The following is an 18,718-nucleotide window of genomic DNA, read 5'->3' as shown; positions in this document are numbered from 1 at the left end:
GTGCATATTCTAAGATGGGCAATCGATACCCAATGTGTTCTTTATTATCTATTTCAACAACCCAAGAGTTGATTCTACACCGAGTTGCGTCAAAAAGGTGAATCCGGCAAAAAGCACAAGTGAGATAAAACCAAAAACAGCAGCGGAAATATGCTCAAGCCGTATCATCCGCTTTGCCCGCTGATTGATGATTCGGGGGATGGTGCATAAAACCGGGAGAGACAAATCTTCTTCAATATCTTCAGGCCGTTTAAATGAATTATCCACGAATTCCAGCAAAAAGATGATACCGCCACCGATCGCCAATCCGGCCCCCACAATCATGATAAACAATTTGCGCATATCCGGTTTGATCGGTTTTTGAGGGAGTTTGGCCGGATCAACAATGCGAAACTGTTCGCCTTTTTGTTTGCGCTCCATATTCACGGCAATTTCAGCTTCGAGCTTTCTTTCCAAAAGAGAATCATATGTGGTTTGGATATTTTGATAATCACGCCTCAATGACAGTAATTCCTGTTCTCTTTTTGGCGTATTCTCGACTCTTTTCTGGTAGTTTGCGATTTGAGCCCGGGTGTCGGCAATATCGGTTTCGAGTCTTTTCATCTCTTGAAGGATTTCGGTGTATTGGATTCGATATTCAGCAGAAAGAGGTGCTGTTTGACGAGAGCGTGAATTCGCCGAAGTCGTTGTTGACTGCTGCTGACCGGAAGCAGCCTGTTTTTCCATTTCCGCGATTCTGGCTTTCAAACGAACGACATCCGGATGGCGCTCCGTGTACCGGGATAGCATGCTGTCCAATTCAGCCCGCATCTGACCGATATCGTTGCTTTCCCGCTGAGGTCCTGGGCGATAATGACTGTGGTTTCCCGGGAAAGGGATCCCGTATTTTGAAGAGCGGCCAATCGAACCTTTGCTTCGCTGAGGTTTTGCTGGCTTTCGTTTAAGTGTTCCTGCAGCCGATCCAAAATTTGAAGGTTCGAATTCAATTGTTCAGGCAGCTCGCCCATGTAGGATTCACGATAACGTTTCAGCTGGGCCTCCACTTCCTCAAGGCGGCTCTTCATGTTCTGCAATTCAGACTCCAAGAAATCGCTCGTCCCGACAGCTTGCGCCTCCCTAAGACGTAGGTTTTCGTCTATAAAATAGGATGCCAACGCATTGGTTACCCTCATGACACTTTCTGGATCCTGCCCCTGGAAAGAGATGGAAAACGCATCGTTCTCACGGCGTCGACCGGTTGAGATATTAACCGAAATTCTTTTTCTCAGATTCCCGACCATATCCTCCATGAACATGGAGTGTTCCCCATTTTTGAACAAATTGAAGTCTTTAATAATTTTCTCAAGATTGGTCCGGCTCAGTACCTGTTGGGACAAGGTATTGATTCTTTCACCGGCGTCCGATTCAACAATCGGCTGAACATAATTCTGCGGCACCCGTTGGGGTTGAATCAGAATCAGGGTGCTCGCCTCGTAAATCTTCGGCAGCTTGATCGCCAGAACGATCCCAACGATCATTGCAATGAAAAAAGGCACCATCAAAATCCAGCGGCGTTTGATGATGAGATCGATAATATATTTGGGCTCCATGGGGATGGGTTGCGAAGCCATATGAAAGTCCTTTAGCTGTTTACCTATTTATACCAACCGGTACGCTTTCGCCTTGTTGAGCATCGACTTGTAGCTGATGTCCAATAACCCCGCAGCCTGTTTGCAGTTTCCATGGGTTTGCGTCAAGGCTGCTTTGAGGATACTTTTTTCAACCCGCTCTGCATAATGGGCACAGGCTTGTTTCAGGGTGACACGCCAGTTGCATTTGAGAAATTGGCGGATCTCGTTCGTATCGATTCCGCAGACCGATGCCGTTTCAGTGCATCCGTGCTTTTCTCCGTTATGGGGTTCCGGCAAAAGATCCTTCCAATGACGTGAATCCGTTAATATGAGCCGTTTGATGCTCCGTTTGAGCTCGGCGATGTTCCCCGGCCAATGATAATTCCGAAAAGAGTCCATCACCTGTTCGGTAAGGCGGCAAATCATACCCCGCTGGCGAATGCTGTATTGGGTGGCAAAATATTCGGCCATGGCAATGATATCACTTGCATACCCCCGAAGTGGTGGGATGATTAGCTTTAATGCGCTCAGCCGATGGTACAGATCCTTTCGAAAGGAACCGCTTTGGATCAATGGGGCCATCTCCCGAGTTGTCATGCTGATAAAACGATTTGTCCTCCCATTGGGTGTGTTTCCGTGAAAACTATCATTATCGAGCAGCACTAGCAACTGGGATTGGATATCTGATGGTAATTTTTCAATGTTATCGATCGCATACCAACTCGTTTGCTTAGCCCTTGAAGAATTGATGCGATTTCTGGTGTCCTGAATCCACGTTCCAGAAAGGGTTGTGGCATCAACAAGCGAAAAGGTTGAACCGGGATTCATCGAAAGGCGATGAATTGTCCTGGCCATCAGTTTTTTTCCAACACCAACCTCCCCTTGAATCAGAATCGGGTCCTGCATGGTGTTGAGGCGGGGAAGTTCTTGAATCAACTTTCGGCGTTCGACAGAGCCACCGATCAGGATCGGTTCGCCGGCATTCCGCCAAGTTTGAGAAAAACGGTCGATCGCTGCCTGAAATGCCTGGTTATCAGCAGGATAGGACAAAACCGCAAGATTGGCCTGCCAGTTATTCTGAATAAACGTTTCAGCATCATCGTTGCTTGACAAGACAATGATCGGCAGGCCGTTCTCGATGGCCATGACGCCATTCACAAATCCTGCGACAGCCCCTGGCGAATCCGATCTTAAAACCGCAAACGACGGTTTGATGCAATGGATGTTCTCCAGACAGACCCATTTATCCTGGAAACAAATCGGCAGAACACCGCAGTTGGAAAGGCGCGTGCGAATATCATCTCGGTCCGCCTTATTTTTCTCAAGAACGACTGCAGTCATCTGGGGCATTCCGTTATTCCGAATATCAAAGCAGGATCTCAACATATTGGGCTGCTAATAAAGGGTCAAACACTACGCCATGGCTTTAATGCAAATATTTAGCCACAAAACGCAATTAATCCTAAATATTATCCAAACTTGCCGAGTGATCAAGATTACCATTGAATTTCTTACAATTAGCGGCCCATTGCGGAGCTTTCTGATTTAACGGAGTCCAAATTTTCTTTTCAAAGATCGTGTCGAGATAGTGAACCTATATTACATATTATGAAAACTTTTTCCACTTCAATCCTTGTGGACCCGTGTCGGAACGGTGAATGGGCTTGAAATACACCTATCGGCAGATGCCACTTTCGCTTGAATTCTTTTTCAAAATCCAACATGGCCGACCCTCACGCCCATGAAAATATGGGTAATAACTTGCCATTTCGCATGCATTCATATATATCCTATCGATACAGGATCCATCGTCTCCTATTTTTCAACAAAGTAAGAGGCTGAAATGAAAAAGCCTTTCAAATTGCTCATTATCGACGACAGCGAAGAGATCCTCACGGCCCTAACGAATTATTTTTCCCAAAAAAAATATGAGGTCGCTTCGGCTGCCAACGGTCTGGATGGCCTGAAGCAGATCGAAGCCAAAGATGCGACCTTTGATCTGATCATCACCGATCTGGTACTACCCAATATCAGTGGCGTGGCAATTATTTCCATCGTTAAAAAGAAATTTCCTGAAACACCCGTTATCGCCATTACCGGTTGGGGGGAGCACCCGGAATCATTGGCTAAAGAAGCGCATGCCGATTTTGTGCTTGAAAAACCGTTTAAACTACCGGAACTCGAACAGCTGGTGAAAAAGCTATTGAAGCAATGAATGATCCCTCCAAAACAAAACTCGGCCCCCCCATTGTCGGTGTCAGCAAAAACATCGAGCGTGTGCGAGAACTGATCGAACACGTGGCTGGGACCGGATTGAATACGGTGGTGTTTGGTGAAAGTGGTGTGGGCAAGGAGGTCGTCGCCCAAAACCTCTATCAAAAATCACCCCGCGTGGGTAAGCCGTTCATTAAAATAAATTGTGCGGCATTGCCCGAAGGACTTCTTGAAAGCGAACTTTTCGGTTATGAACGCGGTGCATTTACCGGGGCCGAACAAAAAAAGAAGGGCAAGTTTCAACTGGCGCATAGCGGTGTTTTGCTCCTGGATGAGATCGGGGATATGTCGCTGCCCTTACAGGCAAAATTGCTGCATGTTCTTCAAAGCGGAGGCGAATTTTCACCACTGGGGTCTGAAAAAGAGGTGAAGGCGGATACGTGGGTTATCGCCGCCACCAACCATGATTTGAAAAGAGACATCGAAGCGGGAAAATTCCGCGAGGATCTCTATTATCGACTCAACATCATTAAAATTTATTTGGCACCATTGCGCGAGCGTCCCGAAGATATTCCGCCCTTGATCAATTTTTACGTCAAGGAATATTCCCAAATGCTCAATAACCGCAACCTCGAAAAACCGAGTCCCAACGTCATTGAGCGCATGTGCAAATACAGCTGGCCCGGAAATGTCCGTGAGCTCCAGAACGTTCTCAAACGGATGCTGGTACTGGGTGATTGCAGCCAAATTCTTGACGAACTGTTCAATAGTGAGAAAATTACCGCGACACAGGATGGGGCCGCCGATAGCAGCATGAGCCAGCATGCATCGCTGACCGAAATCATCGATCTGGAGGGGGCAAATTCACCGGACAGTCAGTCTTTTTCCCTTAAGACGGCCAAAAAGAAAGCTGTCGAAATGGTTGAACGGGAAATCATTTCCCATGTGCTTGAAAAAACCGATTGGAACCGAAGCAAGGCGTCCAAGATATTGAAGATCAGTTACAAAACGCTACTTTATAAAATCAGCGACTTGAATATCGTCCCGCCCGAGAAATAGCCGCATCACCAACCGGAACCCCAATGCAGGCCCGAAAAGCTCGGGATCGAATCTAAAACGCCGGGCACAACGGGCGCTCCAGGCATCCAAATGCCAAGCGCCCCCCCGGATAACCCGATCCCGGCCCGTCGCGGTACATACGGGATCGACCCCGGCATGATGGCGGTAGGCGTCCGGTTGATAGATATCCCGGCACCATTCCCAGACGTTGCCACTCATGTCATAAAGGCCCAACCCATTGGGCTTTTTTCTTTTAACCGGCGCACTGCGTCCGGTTCCATCGGCATCCAGCCAAGCGACCGCTTCCGGGTCCTGTCCGCCGGCGTACAATTCATCCTTGCCGCCGCTTCGAGCGGCATACTCCCATTCGGCCTCGGACGGCAGATCAAAGCGAACACCGCCGGGAGCAGTGGAATTCAGCTTTTCAATAAATGCCGTTACATCGGAGAAGGTGACCTGTTCCACGGGGTGATCGTCGCCAATAAAACTGGATGGATTATCCGTCATCAGACAACGCCACTGCGCCTGGGTAACCGGACAAATCCCCATGAAAAAATCGCTCACACGGACCGTGTGGACCGGTTTTTCATCCTCGATACCGTCATCGAAAGTATCGCCCATGGAATACTCACCGCCGGGGATAAAGACAAAAGTCATTCCGGTTGTGGATTCGACATAGGGTTCGCCCCTGGTGGGCAATGCGGCGTTAGAGGTTTTCCCTGAACGATGATCCAGTGCCTGCGGCCGAAGGTTATCATCCCCAATGTCAAGCAGGCCGAGCGTTTCACCGAACAATTGCAGCCATGCATGAAAATAACGCAGCATGGATCTATTCGCGGGGATCTCCCCATCCGTGGCGGCCATTATCCAGCGCCAAAGCATTTGGAACTCCGTTGCCGCCAGGAACATCTGCACTGAAGGCGCCGATTTTCCCCAATAGGCGATCAAATCGCCCTGAACCAACAGTTCCAGCATCTGCGGGCCGTCAAAGCGGTTAAAATCGCAATCCTCGCCGCCAATGGCCATTTCAAGGTCGATCAACCGACGCAAGATCGCCGCCGGTGCCTGACTCCGCACCTGCGCATAGGCCAGTTTGATAAGCTCGATAAAGATCGCTTTTGCGAGGGATGCTGATTCACCGAGGCGATTTTCCCGCAGACCGTCTGCGAGCCGATTCAAACGATCGCTGATCGCTTTATGCGGCATGGCCCTGATCTCCGTAGTCGCTTGTCAAAGACGGTTTGCCCTCAAGCAGCCCATCGCCGGAAAGTCGCTGAACCGTCACCGGTTGGAAGGTATTGTACCACTCATCCGGCCCTTGGAAGCGGACGGGAAGATAATTAGGGGCCAACCCCTTCAGCCGGCCATCGAGTTTGTCGCGGGTCTCTTCCACCAACACGGTAACCGTCTTGCCGATACTGCGCCGATAAAAATAGCTACGCTTGTTCTCACCCAATCGTCGCATCCGTTGGCAGCGGTTTTTTACGATCTGCGGCGGCACCTGGTTATCAAAGGAAAAGGCGGGCGTTCCTTGGCGCGCGGAAAATGGGAATACATGCAGGTAGCTCACCGGCAGGGCCTCAATCAGTTGATAGGTGTTCTCGAAGGCCATCTCCGATTCTCCGGGAAATCCGATCAGGGTATCCACCCCAATGGCTGCGTCGGGCAGTCGATCCACAATGGCAAGCACGCGTTCCTTAAAGAACTCCCGATCGTAAGGTCGATGCATGCGTTTCAGAATCTGATCGTCACCACTTTGCAGCGGAACGTGAAAATGCGGACAGAGGCGGCCGGGCACCCGTTCACCGACATTTGCCAGATCGATGATGGCATCTGACAGTTCGGCGGGTTCGATGGAACTGAGGCGTACCCGCGAAACAGCGCCGGCGTCACGAATACGACAAAGCAAATCATACAGCCCAACGCTCGGCGAAAGATCCTGACCGTAACAGCCGATGTGGATACCGGTCAGTACCACCTCATGATACCCCAAGCGTCCCAATTCCGCGATCTGATCCAATACCTGGGCAACAGGAAGGCTGCGGCTTCGTCCGCGGGCATGGGGCACGATACAGTAGGTACAAAATGTGTTGCAACCATCCTGGATCTTCAGAAAAGGACGGGTTCGTTCACCATGGGCAATGCCGGGCAATGCGTCGAATGGTCGAGGGAGCGCCAGGGACGGGCAGGCCGTCAAGCCATCGGCACGTCCATCCATGGACAAGTCAGATAAAATTCTTTCAGGAATCAGGTGCTTGTCCCGGTTGCCGATCACCAGATCCACGCCCTCGATGGCTGCCAGTTCGGCCGGGGATGTCTGAGCATGACAACCGGTCACCACAATACGGGCACCGGGATGGTTGCGGATGGCCTGGCGAACAGCCTGGCGGCTCTGCATGGCCGCCTTTCCGGTCACCGTACAGGTGTTGACAATCACCACATCGGCCTGGCCATCGGTAGCAGATGCAAAACCGGCCTTGGGCCCCACCAAGGCATTCATGATGGCTTCGGACTCACACTGGTTGACTTTGCAGCCAAGGGTTTTGACGAGTAATTTCTTCATTTTCGAATTTCACCGAGAGGCGGTTTGAAAAGTCTGGATCAGGCCCGCTAACAAGGCGGAAACGGCTCGAAAGCGGAGCATATACGCAATATGTGAGCATTTTGAGCCGTTTTCCAACACCGGTAGCGGGGCTTAGACGGGCTTTTCAAACTGCCTCTGAGGCATCGACGATCCAGCCCCCGCCTATAACCGCATCCCCATGATAAAACACCGCTCCCTGCCCTGGCGTGACCGCCGCCTGGGGTTCATCAAAGGTTACCATGGCAACGTCCTTCCCGGTTGGAACAAGTTTCGCCGGCACGGCCCGGTGCCGGTAGCGAATACGGGCCTCAATGGCCAACGGGCCGTCGGGGATACCGTTGATCCAATTTATATCGATCACCTTGCAGCCATCGACACAGAGCTGATCCTTGTGGCCGACGACCAAACGATTTCGGCGGACATCCTTTTGAACCACATAGTAGGCCTGGCTGGCCGGACAATTGATCCCCCGACGCTGACCGATGGTAAACCCATGCAATCCGTTATGGATCCCCACCAGGTGGCCTTGGGTATCGACAATCTCACCGGGTTCGGGTCGGATGCCGGTATGCGCGATGAGAAACGCAATATAGCTCGCGTCATGAATAAAACAGATATCCTGGCTTTCCGCAGGTACAATCGGCCGAAGCCCCTTTTGTGCCGCCAGGGTCTTGACGTCGGCCTTGGTCCAGGCCCCCAATGGAAAAACAGCCCTGGCCAGTTGCGCCTGGGTCAGTCGAGCCAGGAAATAGGATTGGTCCTTGGTTCTATCCAATCCTTTTTGCAGCCGATAACATCCGCGTGGATCCACCCCCACCCGGGCATAATGACCGGTGGCCAACCTTGAGGCGCCATGCCGCTTGGCTTCGTCGAGCAGGGCGCCGAATTTAATCATCGGATTGCACACCAGGCAAGGATTGGGGGTGTGGCCTTTCAGGTAGGCGCCGCAGAAATAGTCGACCACCTGTTGCCGGAATTCATGGCGAAGATCAACGATGACCACGGGGATGTCCATCTGCTGAAACAGATCCACCACGAGGGGTTCAATCGATTTTGCGGGCTTTTCGTAGCCGGTGATAAAATGCAACCCCAGGACGTCATTGTGCTGCTGTTTCAGCAGGTAGGCACAAACCATGGAATCGACGCCGCCGGAGACGGCGATGGCGATGCGGTCGGTCATTCAAAAAAGAGTTGGTTGGTGGGTCGCACTTCCATGGCACGCGGCGGACACGCGGTGACGCATAACTGACAGACGCTGCATTTGGTTTGATCGAAAACGACTTCCATCTGCGGCCGCTTAATGGCCAGGGCACCGGTCGGGCAAACCGCCGTACACGCGCCGCAGTGAGTGCATTTCTTTTCGATGCGCTTGATCTCCTGGGAGGCGTTCTGCACATCCACGCCCTGCCTTTTGAGATAGCTCACCCCCTCCTTGAAATTTTTCTTGCTGCCGGAAACCTCGAGCACCATGAACCCTTCCTTGCGGGGCAGAATACCGGCATTTAGAATATTGAACACCAGATCGAATTCCCGGGCCAGGGTACAGACGATCGGTTTTTGCACTTCCGTAATGGGGAATCGCAATTTGAGAATTTTAGAATACATCTGTCGCCTCCGTAAATTCCCTTTATTTTTGAACTTAAGGAATGTAACTTAGTCGACAGTTGAACCGGTGTCAACCATAGTGCCCATTCAGAAATGGCCAATTTGCCCGATATCCGTGTTCCGCGAAAAATTTTATCCTCGAAATATCAACTATATGCCTGCGGTCAAATTTCGCGCGTCTCGATCTCGACCAAATTTTCCTATTTCTGGATGAGCACTAACTGACGATTCGGAAAAAGTGTCTGCGCATCGATGAATTCATTCGCTTACCGTACCACCGGACTGGCCATCAAAACCATTTCCGGTATCAGCCGCGCCCGCCTGAACATTCACGGCGCTGAACACATCCCCCAGGGACCGACCATTTTTGTGGTCAACCACTTTACCCGCATCGAGACTTTTCTGCTGCCTTACCATTTGCACCGCCTGACCGGCACACCGGTGTGGGCGCTGGCCGCGCCTGAGTTATTTGTCGGTAAATTCGGCCACTATCTCGAACAATTGGGAGCGGTTTCCACCCGATCCCCCGATCGGGACCGACTGATGGTCAAATCCCTTCTGACCGCCGAGGCATGTTGGCTCATTTTCCCCGAAGGCCGCATGGTCAAGAATAAGAAGATCATGGAAAAAGGCCGTTTTATGATCTCCTATGCCGGTGGTAAACACCCGCCCCACAGTGGCGCCGCCACCCTGGCACTGCGGACCGAATTCTATCGCCAGCGCCTCATGGAGATGATCGAGAGCAACCCGGAGGAAGCCAGGCGCCTGGCGGAACGTTTCATGCTACCGTCGACGGACAAAATCAGCCCGCTGCCCACCAGCATCGTTCCGGTGAACCTAACCTATTACCCACTGCGGGCCCGCGACAATATCTTGAACCGTTTGGCCGGATGGCTGGTGGATGACTTGCCGCAACGCATTACCGAAGAGATCATGACCGAAGGCGCCATGCTGCTTTCCGGCGTGGATATCGACATCCGATTCGGCGAACCGATTACCATCAGCAGCTGTCTCTCCTGCCAGGTCATTCAGGACGACATCCAGTCACCCGGCGTTATCGGCTTTGACGACCATATCCCCTCGCGCCAGCGAATGCGCCATGAAGCGTTGAAAATCATGCGGCAATATATGGCCGCCATCTACCGCATGACCACCGTCAACCACGATCACCTTTTCGCCGCTTGTCTCAAGAAAGCGCCTATCAACAGAATCGACCCGGAAAACTTGAAGCGCCGGGTATTTCTCGCCGCCCAGACCTGCGCGCGTTCCTGCGATGTCTATTTTCATACCAGCTTCGATATGGACCAAACCCACCTCCTGACCGATGATCGCTATCACAAGTATTCCGAATTCATCCATTTTGCCATCGAAAAGGGCGCGGTTAGCCCCGATGGCCCAGAGCTGGTCAAAAATTCGTCCCGCCTGGCGACCATGTTTGATTTTCACCGCTCGCGCATCGACAACCCCGTTGGCGTGATCGCCAACGAGGTCGAGCCCCTGACCCGGCTTCAACGCCGCATCTCCAGGCTTTCCTGGCAGCCTGGTTTTTGGCTGAAACGCAAGATTGCCCATCTTCTGATCAAACGGGCAAAGGAAGATTTCGATGAGGATTACGAACGGTTCTCTGACCCGGAGACGTCCAAACCCAAGGAGATTGGCCGGCCCTATCTGATTCGGGGGGATCAACGTCGGGTAGGCGTGGTGCTGGCCCACGGATACCTGGCAGCCCCTGCCGAGGTCCGCGGGCTGGCCGAATATTTGGGAAAAATGGGATTTTGGGTTTATGTGCCCAGGCTCAAGGGACACGGCACCGCACCGGAGGATTTGGCCGCCTGCACCTTTCAGGAATGGATCGACTGCATGGATGCCGGCTGCGCCATCATCCGCAACCTATGCCGCCGGGTGATTGCCGGTGGGTTTTCCACCGGTGCGGGTTTGGCGCTGGACTTGGCCCAGCGGGTACCGGCGGTGGAGGCGGTATTTGCCGTATCGGCACCCTTGCGCCTGCAGGACATGGTGGCGCGTTTCGTACCGGCCGTTGACATGTGGAATCGCCTCATGGGCCACATTCACCTTGAAGAGGCCCAAAAAATCTTTGTCGACAACCATCCGGAAAATCCACAGATCAATTATTTCAAGAATCCCATCGCCGGGGTCCGCGAACTGGAACGGCTGATGGCATCCCTGGAACCCCGGCTCTCTCGAATCACCGTGCCGGCATTGGTCATCCAATCCCGGGAAGATCCGGTGGTCAATCCCAAGGGGACCGAAAAAATATTCAAATTGCTCGGGTCAACGGATAAGCAGATGGTCATGTTCAACTTCCAACGCCACGGCATTCTTCTGGGTGAAGGGGCCGACCGGGTTTATCGGACCATTGGGGATTTTGTCGAACACATTCGCCAATCCCCGCCACCCGACCGCCCCATGGAGGTTGTCGATACAACCCAATCCGAACCGGCTCCGCAAATCGCCCAATACTTGAAGCCCCCGCCGTCAACAAAGCCATAATCTCGTGCCCATGCGGAAAGAGGAAGACTATAGTATTTCTGTTTCCGCATGGACAGTGATCTAATTGGCGGCGATGACCTGCAAGCATTCGGTTACCTTGGCATAGTTGGCCGGATAGTCCATTTGTATACCTTCGCCGCCGTCATGGCTCGTGGTTGTAATCCAGCAGGATCAATGCCTTGGCGACATCCCGAGCCAGTTTCGGGTCGGTGATGGCACAGGCGGCCACCGGCCACTCCGGATACAGCGGCGTGCTGTGAACAAACGGATAGCTGTCCGCCACCGGGTTGATGATCCTGAAGTCACTCATCTTGATCTTGCCTTCGGCTTCCATCCGTTCCAACGTATCCGAGCGGACCGTCCCCACATCCACCTTGCCCGCCTTGACCGCCATCACCACATTGTCATGGGTCCCGCCTTCCACGAAGGCGGCACAGTCTCTCTTGGGATTAATGCCGTTATCGAGCAACAGATGCCATACCATCTGCGCACCGCCAAAAGAGGAGTATTTCACACACATCATTTTCTTGCCGCGGATATCGGCGATCCCGTGGATTTTGCTGTCATTCCGGGCAAACAACACGCCACCGAACTCCTTCAGGGCGATATCTCCTTTACGGTTGATCATCGTGGTAATTGCCCTGAGATTGTATTTTTTCTCCAACTCGGCATAGAATGCCGAATTCGCCAGCAGGAAATGGATCTGCCCATTCTTCAGCGCCGGCTCGATCTCGGTGAACTTCAACGGAACCAGGACACAGTTGATCGACAGCTTTTCGGACAGATACCTGGCTGTCGGGCCCCACTCCTTTTGGGCTTTGGGTACGCCCCGTTTGGCAAGCACCCCGAACCTGACCTCCTGCATGGCATGGGCAGCCATGCTGATGAAAAATACGCTTAAAAACGCCAAGACAACGGCCCAACCTTTACGTGTTACCATAACCCCTCCCAATTATGCCGCTATGGCTATGCATTGATCAAACAGGTAACTGCCGCACCTGATATACGGTCTATTATCGTCCTGCCCCCCATAAACTGAAGCGATTCAGCTGACAAAAGGCATAGAGGAAAGTTATCACGATCTTCGGATCGGGATGAAATGCTGGAAGGAACCGGATGGGATTTGGCTGAAGAACAATGGAAACGCAGGCTGGAGACGTGGTCGATCCAGCCTGCGATAGCGATGAGAGGGGATTACAGTCGGACTTCCACTTTCCCCTTCAAATGGTTTTTAACGGCCATGATGGGGACTTCCCGACGGTGAAAGATGCCGGCCGCCAGGGCCGACTCCACGTCGGTTTGCTCGAAAACGTCGGCAAAGTGCGCCTCGCATCCGGCACCGCTGGAGGCAATCACCGGGATGGTCACGGCCTTTTTCACCGCGCCGATCAGTTCGATATCAAACCCCATGTTGGTGCCATCACGATCGATGCAGTTGAGCAGAATTTCCCCTGCGCCCAGTTTTTCGCACACCTGAGCAAGGGTCACGGCATCCACATCCCGGCCTTCGCGTCCGCCTTTGACCGTACACTGGAACCAGCAGTAACGCTGCCCTTGGGGTCCGGGAATATCCGTCGCCACCGTCGGGTGGGGGGTATCCTCCGGGGAATCCACATAAACCCGACGCGGATCGATGGAGATCACCACGGCCTGGTTGCCGTAGACGTACGAAATTCGTTCAATGGCACTTTGACCGGTGGGTTTCCCTGTTTTCAGGTAATCCTCCACGATGAATACCGCATCACTGCCGATGGACACTTTATCCGCGCCGGATCGGAAATACTCGGCGGCCACTTCGAGAGCCGTGTAATGACGGCCGTTCTTGTCGGTAAAATCGCGAATGCCGCCGCCGATGGTCAAAGGCACGAAAACACGTTTGGAGGTCTCCTTGAGCACCTGGATCATGGGCATGTCCTCCAGAGGGAAATCCCGGAACCCGGTGATGTTGAGAAAAGTCACCTCATCGGCGCCTTCCTCGAAATAGCGCCCGGCCAATTCCACGGGCTTGCCCAGGTTACGCACATGGCCCGATTCACGGACATTGTATTGATCGCCCTTGGTGACCACCAGATCGCCCTGGTCATTGGCACGCACATCCAGGCAGGCAATGATGCGTTTGGCCAGGCGGGTCCGGGACGGGCTTTTCGGCGGAATGCTCAAGGCGCGGTCCTTGCGGATAAAATTCTCGAGCAGGGTCAAGCCGGCGGCACCGCTTTTTTCGGGGTGGTATTGGGTGCCCTGAATATTGCCCCTTTGCACGGCGCTGACAAAGGAATAGCCGTAGTCCGTGGTGGTAAGTACCACGGCGGGATCGTCGGCCACCACGTGATAGGAGTGGACGAAATAGAATTTCTCGTCTCCGCCAAGGCCGTAAAACAGGTCGGTGGGTTGTTTGACGCTGATCCCGTTCCAGCCGATGTGAGGCACGGCCAAATCCACGGTAAAGCGTTTGACATGGCCGGACAGCACGCCCAGGCCCTTTTCCTTCGGCGCCTCCTCGCTACCGGCGAACAAGGCCTGCATCCCCAGGCAGATGCCGAAAAAAGGCCGGCCGGAATTCAGGAATTCCAACAGCGGCGCCACAAACTGTTTTTCCCGGAGAATGCTCATCATGCTGCCGAAACTGCCGACACCGGGGAAAAGCAGCTTTTCCGCCGCTACGATATCGCGGCCCGAAGCGGCCACACGCACGGTTTCGCCCAGCTTCTCGATCGCGTTGATGACACTGCGGACGTTTCCCGCCCCATAGTCCAGCAAGGTAATCATGGTTTTTATGTCCTTATCGATAACGTCCCTGGAAAACCTGGTTCATACACCATCGGGCCCATGGGCTCAACCGGTTTTTCGTCGGTGGGTGGGCAAGGAAGCTGCTGCCGGGAAACCCGGTCAGGGGGTTTCCATCCGAAAGGATGGGTGATCCAAGTCCCCTTACGCCACCAAGCGGCTGGCAATGCATGCCTTGCAGGTCCCCGAGCGGTGGCGTGCGGCACTGGCCAGGGACATGACTCCGACAATCTCTCCGGGATCGGCATCATGGACAAAAATGCGTCCCAAATCGACAAACAGCATCCGGGCAATGGCGTCCGTCAACGTATCCCGACGATGGCAGGTTTGTACCGGTCGACTCATGATCGTCATGGCCGCCGCCGTGGGATCGACACCACGGTACCAGGCAATGACCAGATCCGATTTGGATACCACGCCGGCAGGTCTTCCGTCCGATCCATCCAGCAACACCGCGCCCATGCCTTGGGTGGTGAGAATTTCCATGAGGCGGATGAGATCGATCCGACAGTCGCAACGGTTCACTTCCGGGTCCATCACCGCCTCCACCCGGACCTCACCACCCGGTGCGGCGCCATTGCCCTCGACTTCCATGCGATACCGGCTTTTGCGGCAATGCCGGCAAAATCGATAGACCAGCCCGAGAATATCGCTATACGTCAGAACGCCTTCGATCTTTTCGGCATCGGCCCCCCTGACGAACAGCTGGCCGACCTGCTCGCGTCCCATGGTTTCCAGGGCATCTTCCAGGGGGTCGTCCAGATAGCAGCAGCGCAGCGGCCCGATCATCATCTCACCCAGGGTCGTTTCCACCGGCAGTCCGGCATAATAGGCACCGGTCATGTCCGTTTGGGTCACGATACCGGCCGCCGCACCCTGATCGTCGGTGATGAGCAGGTAATCGGACTTGAACTTGATCATGCGGGCAACACCGCGCCGGGCCGTTTCATCTGCCCGGGCAAGGACCTGTTGGCGGCGCATGGCCTCCCGGACCCGCAAGCCGCCGAGAACGTTTCTTGTTCGCACCATGGGCATGGCGATGGGGTTCCTATACCAGATACTGGCGCAGCAGGTGGTAGAAAAGATCGGAGATGTAGACCATTCCCACCACATCACCCTGGTCGACCACCGGCAAGCGGCGAATATGGCGTTTGATCATCAAATCCACGATAGCCATCAGATGGGTGTCGGGGGTGATGGTCACCACATCAGGGGTCATCAGGTCTCCCACGCGGATGTGTTTGACGCGCGCCAGCATCCCATCAAAGAGCCCGGCCTGATCCATATCGTCCAGCTCAGACCAGATGCCGGCATGTCGCGGCTGCACAAACACCAGGATATCGTACATGGAGAGCATGCCCACCAGGCGCGCGTCATCGTCGGTGACCATCATACCGAACACATTCTTACCTTGCTTCCGGCTGGCCTCTCGGAAACGGTTGACGGCATCGGCAATGGTGTCGTCCGCCCTCAACGTCCAGAAACGCGTGGTCATCACATCCCTGGCCTTCATGGCTGCTCCTCGGGTAGGGGGAGACCCTCCTTGACGGTCATGCGGCAGGGATTGCCGCCCATGCGATAGGCCAACTCGGCCGGTTCATCGATATCCCAGACGGCGAAATCGGCATTTTTCCCCACCGCCAGGGTCCCTCGATCCGTGAGCATGCCCAGGGCCAGGGCCGCATTGCGCGTGAAGCCGGCCAAGGCTTCGACCGGTGTAAGGCCGAAGTTCACGCAGGCCATGTTCATCATCAACAGCGGTGAAGTGGTGGGACTGGTGCCGGGATTGCAATCCGTGGAAACGGCCATGGGGATCCCTTTCCGGCGCAACAGATCCACCGGTGGTTTGCGCGTCTCGTTGAGAAAATAGAACGCCCCGGGCAAAAGCACCGCCACCGTTCCCGCAGCAGCCAGGGCCGCCGCCCCTTCCGCGGAAAGATATTCCAGATGATCGGCGCTCAAAGCGCCGAAACGAGCGGCCAGCGCCGCTCCCTGGCTGTCGCTGAGCTGCTCGGCGTGCAGCTTGACCGCCAGATGATGGCGCTTCGCGGCAATGAAGATCCGCTCGGTCTGGGCCGGCGTAAAGGCGATCGTTTCGCAGAAGACATCCACGGCGCGGGCCAGCCCCTCGGCGGCCACGGCGGGCAGCATCTCATCGATCACCAGATCCACATAGGCCTCCGGCCGTCCCGTGTATTCAGGTGGCAGGGCATGGGCGCCCAGAAAGGTGGCAATCACCGTCGGTGGTAATTCATGGTCCATTTGCCGGGCCACGCGCAGCATTTTGAGCTCGCTGGCCGTGTCGAGCCCATAGCCGGACTTGACCTCCACCGTGGTCACGCCTTCGGCCTGCATGGCGCTCAGTCGCTTGGCCGACGGCCGGAAAAGATCCGTTTCCGATGCATTGCGTACGGCCTTGACCGTACTGACGATTCCTCCCCCGGCCCTGGCGATCTCCGCATAAGTGGCACCCGCCAGACGCATTTCAAACTCCCGCGCCCGGTTGCCGGCATAGACCAGGTGGGTATGGCAGTCGATCAGCCCCGGGGTCAGCCAAGCGCCGCCAAGACGATAAACCCTCGTCGCGCGCTGGTGCGCATCGGCGGGCAGATCCGCCTGACGGCCGATCCAAACGATACGCCCCGCATGAACGACCACAGCCCCATGCTTGATGATGCCATAGGCATCCGGATCGGCCATGGTGGCCAGATGCGCATCCAGCCAAAGGCTGTCCACGAATTCGAGAAAAACAGGTGCTTGGGTCACATCGGCAATATCCTTTAACGAAGTGATCGGACCCGCTTGGCGGAACGGGAAGATGACCGCAGGAGCACAACCGTGGCACCGGTCCCCCCGTCACAGGCACGGCACTGGTAAAAGCGATGATCCAACGTCGCCAGTTCCCACGAGTCAGCCACTCCAGCAAACATCGTTTGAGGACGGGCGGACCGGGAGAAGACCGGCCACGCCCATGAACCACCAGAACGGCACGCAGGTGCAGGCTCACGGCGCGTCGCATGAAGTCATCGAATGCCGAACAGGCCGTCTGCACATCCATGCCATGCAGATCGACGTGCCCCTGGATGGCAAAATGGCCGTTATGCAGGCGACGTAACAACTCCGGAGGCGCATGGCCATAAGCACCTTCGATGTATTCGGCCGTCTGGCTGAGGACAAACCCGCTGCCGGTCTCCACCAGGCATCTGAGTTGCCGCAGGGCCTCGACATCGTCAGACGGCACCCGACCGGCAGGGCGTTTCGGTTGCGGACGGCAGGCAACGATGAGGCCCCGATCATTCAACGGCACCACGTCGGCCATGGCAGCGTCGAACAATGCCTTTTCCTCGGCAGGCGTGGGAGGCGGGCCGGCGGATCGGGGAGGCGTACCGCCGGTAGCCGGACCTGTTTGGCGGCCAGCCGTTGCCCCAAATCGGCAAATGGGCGCTGAACGATGGATGCAGGGCGGGGTTTCATGGCACCTCCCGCAAGTCCAGAGTCGTTTCCAGACTTTTTGAAAAGCCTCTCAGGCAGAGCTGCCCGATCGTAGATACGGATCCAACACGGTCGTCTTGCTCTCGCCCCGGCGGTACCGGAAATAATCCGACAGGATCCGTCCATGATCGAAAGCCAGGGGAGATGGCAGGTTCGAGGCGCCAAAAACGCCTGCATTCTTGGCATCGTCGGCAGCCACAGGCATCCCCGCTGCCTCGGCGATGAATACGGTCGTAACCGTATGGTGACGCGGATCCCGCCGAGGGTCCGAGTAGACATAAAAAAGCTCTTTCAAATGGACCACCAGGCCGGTCTCCTCCCAGGCTTCCCGGCGTGCACAGGTTTCCACACTTTCGCCCCAATCCAGGAATCCCCCGGGAATGGCCCAGCCGTGGGGTGGATTCCGGCGCTCGATCAGAACGATGCCACCGGCCACCTCGATGATGATATCGACGGTGGGCAACGGGTTGCGATAAGACCCGGCCATGTTTTATCTCCGGTCTGCATTGAATTTGAAATAGTATCTGAAAATTATGAGTCGCAGAATGGGCTGTCAACTCTTTTCTCGCCCGGCAGCAACTGAATTACATTTTGCTGCGAACTTTGCTTGACTAAGTCCGGTGTTTACGCTCAAATGATGTCTTTATTTTTTGCAGATGCCGGTATACCGCAGGTGTTTTCCGGCAATTTAAATATTTTTCCGGGAAATCCCCCGGTCACATTCGATAGTGCCCATCCAGAAATAGGAAAATTTGGTCGAGATCGAGGCGCGCGAAAAATTTTACCGCAGGCATATGGTTGATATTCCGAGGATAAAATTCGCGGAACAAGGATGTCGGGCAAATTAGCCATTTCTGGA

The 18,718-nt window shown here is 54.5% G+C and carries 19 protein-coding genes and 1 pseudogene; 4 read left to right on the top strand and 16 right to left on the bottom strand.

Annotated elements, in window-relative coordinates:
- Nucleotides 1-48: 48 nt before the first annotated feature.
- From JCM12296_RS17505 to JCM12296_RS17495, 3 genes are read right to left on the bottom strand one after another with little or no spacing between them, the layout of a single operon-like run.
- A complete protein-coding gene (locus JCM12296_RS17505) occupies nt 49-747 on the bottom strand; it encodes a GNVR domain-containing protein (protein WP_172683953.1) in 699 nt (232 codons plus the stop codon).
- On the bottom strand, nt 744-1,589 hold the full coding sequence (locus tag JCM12296_RS17500) for a GumC family protein (RefSeq protein ID WP_281492044.1): 846 nt from the start codon (nt 1,587-1,589) through the stop codon (nt 744-746). Before JCM12296_RS17500 ends, JCM12296_RS17505 begins: the two co-directional genes overlap by 4 nt.
- A gap of 48 nt (nt 1,590-1,637) precedes the next feature.
- On the bottom strand, nt 1,638-2,951 hold the full coding sequence (locus tag JCM12296_RS17495) for a sigma-54-dependent transcriptional regulator (protein ID WP_054695864.1): 1,314 nt from the start codon (nt 2,949-2,951) through the stop codon (nt 1,638-1,640).
- A gap of 502 nt (nt 2,952-3,453) precedes the next feature.
- Here JCM12296_RS17495 and JCM12296_RS17490 point away from each other — a divergent pair.
- Both JCM12296_RS17490 and JCM12296_RS17485 read left to right on the top strand, forming a co-directional pair.
- Nucleotides 3,454-3,825, top strand: coding sequence for a response regulator (locus JCM12296_RS17490; RefSeq protein ID WP_054695861.1), 372 nt, complete (start codon nt 3,454-3,456; stop codon nt 3,823-3,825).
- Complete coding sequence (locus JCM12296_RS17485) at nt 3,822-4,883, top strand: sigma-54 interaction domain-containing protein (RefSeq protein WP_054695858.1); 1,062 nt, start codon at nt 3,822-3,824, stop codon at nt 4,881-4,883. Before JCM12296_RS17490 ends, JCM12296_RS17485 begins: the two co-directional genes overlap by 4 nt.
- Here the strand turns inward: JCM12296_RS17485 and JCM12296_RS17480 are convergent.
- From JCM12296_RS17480 to JCM12296_RS17465, 4 genes are all read right to left on the bottom strand, one after another.
- The gene (locus tag JCM12296_RS17480) at nt 4,836-6,089 is read right to left on the bottom strand and encodes a formylglycine-generating enzyme family protein (protein ID WP_054695853.1); all 1,254 of its coding nucleotides are present in this window, start codon (nt 6,087-6,089) and stop codon (nt 4,836-4,838) included. The two genes, JCM12296_RS17485 and JCM12296_RS17480, sit on opposite strands and share 48 nt — an antisense overlap.
- Nucleotides 6,079-7,446, bottom strand: coding sequence for a tRNA (N(6)-L-threonylcarbamoyladenosine(37)-C(2))-methylthiotransferase MtaB (gene mtaB, locus JCM12296_RS17475; RefSeq protein ID WP_054695850.1), 1,368 nt, complete (start codon nt 7,444-7,446; stop codon nt 6,079-6,081). The genes JCM12296_RS17480 and mtaB overlap by 11 nt, the downstream gene beginning before the upstream one ends.
- A gap of 145 nt (nt 7,447-7,591) precedes the next feature.
- On the bottom strand, nt 7,592-8,647 hold the full coding sequence (gene mnmA, locus JCM12296_RS17470; protein ID WP_054695847.1) for a tRNA 2-thiouridine(34) synthase MnmA: 1,056 nt from the start codon (nt 8,645-8,647) through the stop codon (nt 7,592-7,594).
- A complete protein-coding gene (locus tag JCM12296_RS17465; protein WP_054695844.1) occupies nt 8,644-9,072 on the bottom strand; it encodes an NIL domain-containing protein in 429 nt (142 codons plus the stop codon). Before JCM12296_RS17465 ends, mnmA begins: the two co-directional genes overlap by 4 nt.
- A 252-nt stretch (nt 9,073-9,324) precedes the next feature.
- On the opposite strand from JCM12296_RS17465, the gene JCM12296_RS17460 reads away from it, so the two are divergent.
- Nucleotides 9,325-11,583: an alpha/beta fold hydrolase gene (locus tag JCM12296_RS17460; RefSeq protein WP_054695842.1), complete on the top strand. Its 2,259-nt coding sequence runs from the start codon at nt 9,325-9,327 to the stop codon at nt 11,581-11,583.
- Nucleotides 11,584-11,725: 142 nt separating this feature from the next.
- Here JCM12296_RS17460 and JCM12296_RS17455 read toward each other — a convergent pair whose 3' ends face one another.
- The 6 genes and pseudogenes from JCM12296_RS17455 to JCM12296_RS50595 all read right to left on the bottom strand — a co-directional run.
- The gene (locus JCM12296_RS17455) at nt 11,726-12,523 is read right to left on the bottom strand and encodes a phosphate/phosphite/phosphonate ABC transporter substrate-binding protein (RefSeq protein WP_083456240.1); all 798 of its coding nucleotides are present in this window, start codon (nt 12,521-12,523) and stop codon (nt 11,726-11,728) included.
- Nucleotides 12,524-12,777: 254 nt separating this feature from the next.
- On the bottom strand, nt 12,778-14,349 hold the full coding sequence (locus tag JCM12296_RS17450) for an imidazole glycerol phosphate synthase HisHF (RefSeq protein ID WP_054695836.1): 1,572 nt from the start codon (nt 14,347-14,349) through the stop codon (nt 12,778-12,780).
- Between the two features lie 162 nt (nt 14,350-14,511).
- Entirely contained in the window at nt 14,512-15,402 is an 891-nt protein-coding gene (locus JCM12296_RS17445) for a CBS domain-containing protein (protein WP_054695833.1), read from the bottom strand.
- A gap of 13 nt (nt 15,403-15,415) precedes the next feature.
- Nucleotides 15,416-15,880: a CBS domain-containing protein gene (locus JCM12296_RS17440; RefSeq protein ID WP_054695830.1), complete on the bottom strand. Its 465-nt coding sequence runs from the start codon at nt 15,878-15,880 to the stop codon at nt 15,416-15,418.
- Nucleotides 15,877-17,133, bottom strand: coding sequence for an imidazolonepropionase (gene hutI / locus JCM12296_RS17435; protein ID WP_246804480.1), 1,257 nt, complete (start codon nt 17,131-17,133; stop codon nt 15,877-15,879). The genes JCM12296_RS17440 and hutI overlap by 4 nt, the downstream gene beginning before the upstream one ends.
- A 142-nt stretch (nt 17,134-17,275) precedes the next feature.
- Nucleotides 17,276-17,386, bottom strand: a pseudogene (locus tag JCM12296_RS50595) (Smr/MutS family protein); the annotation flags it as partial.
- On the opposite strand from JCM12296_RS50595, the gene JCM12296_RS39945 reads away from it, so the two are divergent.
- On the top strand, nt 17,339-17,482 hold the full coding sequence (locus JCM12296_RS39945) for a hypothetical protein (protein WP_172683951.1): 144 nt from the start codon (nt 17,339-17,341) through the stop codon (nt 17,480-17,482). The pseudogene JCM12296_RS50595 and the gene JCM12296_RS39945 sit on opposite strands and share 48 nt — an antisense overlap.
- 182 nt (nt 17,483-17,664) lie before the next feature.
- Here JCM12296_RS39945 and JCM12296_RS38465 read toward each other — a convergent pair whose 3' ends face one another.
- The 3 genes from JCM12296_RS38465 to JCM12296_RS42070 all read right to left on the bottom strand — a co-directional run.
- A complete protein-coding gene (locus JCM12296_RS38465; protein ID WP_157067702.1) occupies nt 17,665-17,841 on the bottom strand; it encodes a hypothetical protein in 177 nt (58 codons plus the stop codon).
- A 49-nt stretch (nt 17,842-17,890) separates the two neighbouring features.
- Nucleotides 17,891-18,346, bottom strand: coding sequence for an NUDIX domain-containing protein (locus JCM12296_RS17425; RefSeq protein WP_054695824.1), 456 nt, complete (start codon nt 18,344-18,346; stop codon nt 17,891-17,893).
- Nucleotides 18,347-18,489: 143 nt separating this feature from the next.
- Nucleotides 18,490-18,718, bottom strand: a 229-nt coding sequence (locus JCM12296_RS42070) for a hypothetical protein (protein ID WP_218188137.1), incomplete at its 5' end; no start/stop codon positions are given.

It is taken from the genome of Desulfosarcina cetonica JCM 12296, from assembly GCF_001311845.1.
Lineage (GTDB): Bacteria > Desulfobacterota > Desulfobacteria > Desulfobacterales > Desulfosarcinaceae > Desulfosarcina > Desulfosarcina cetonica.
This window is presented reverse-complemented; position numbering and strand designations above follow the sequence as displayed.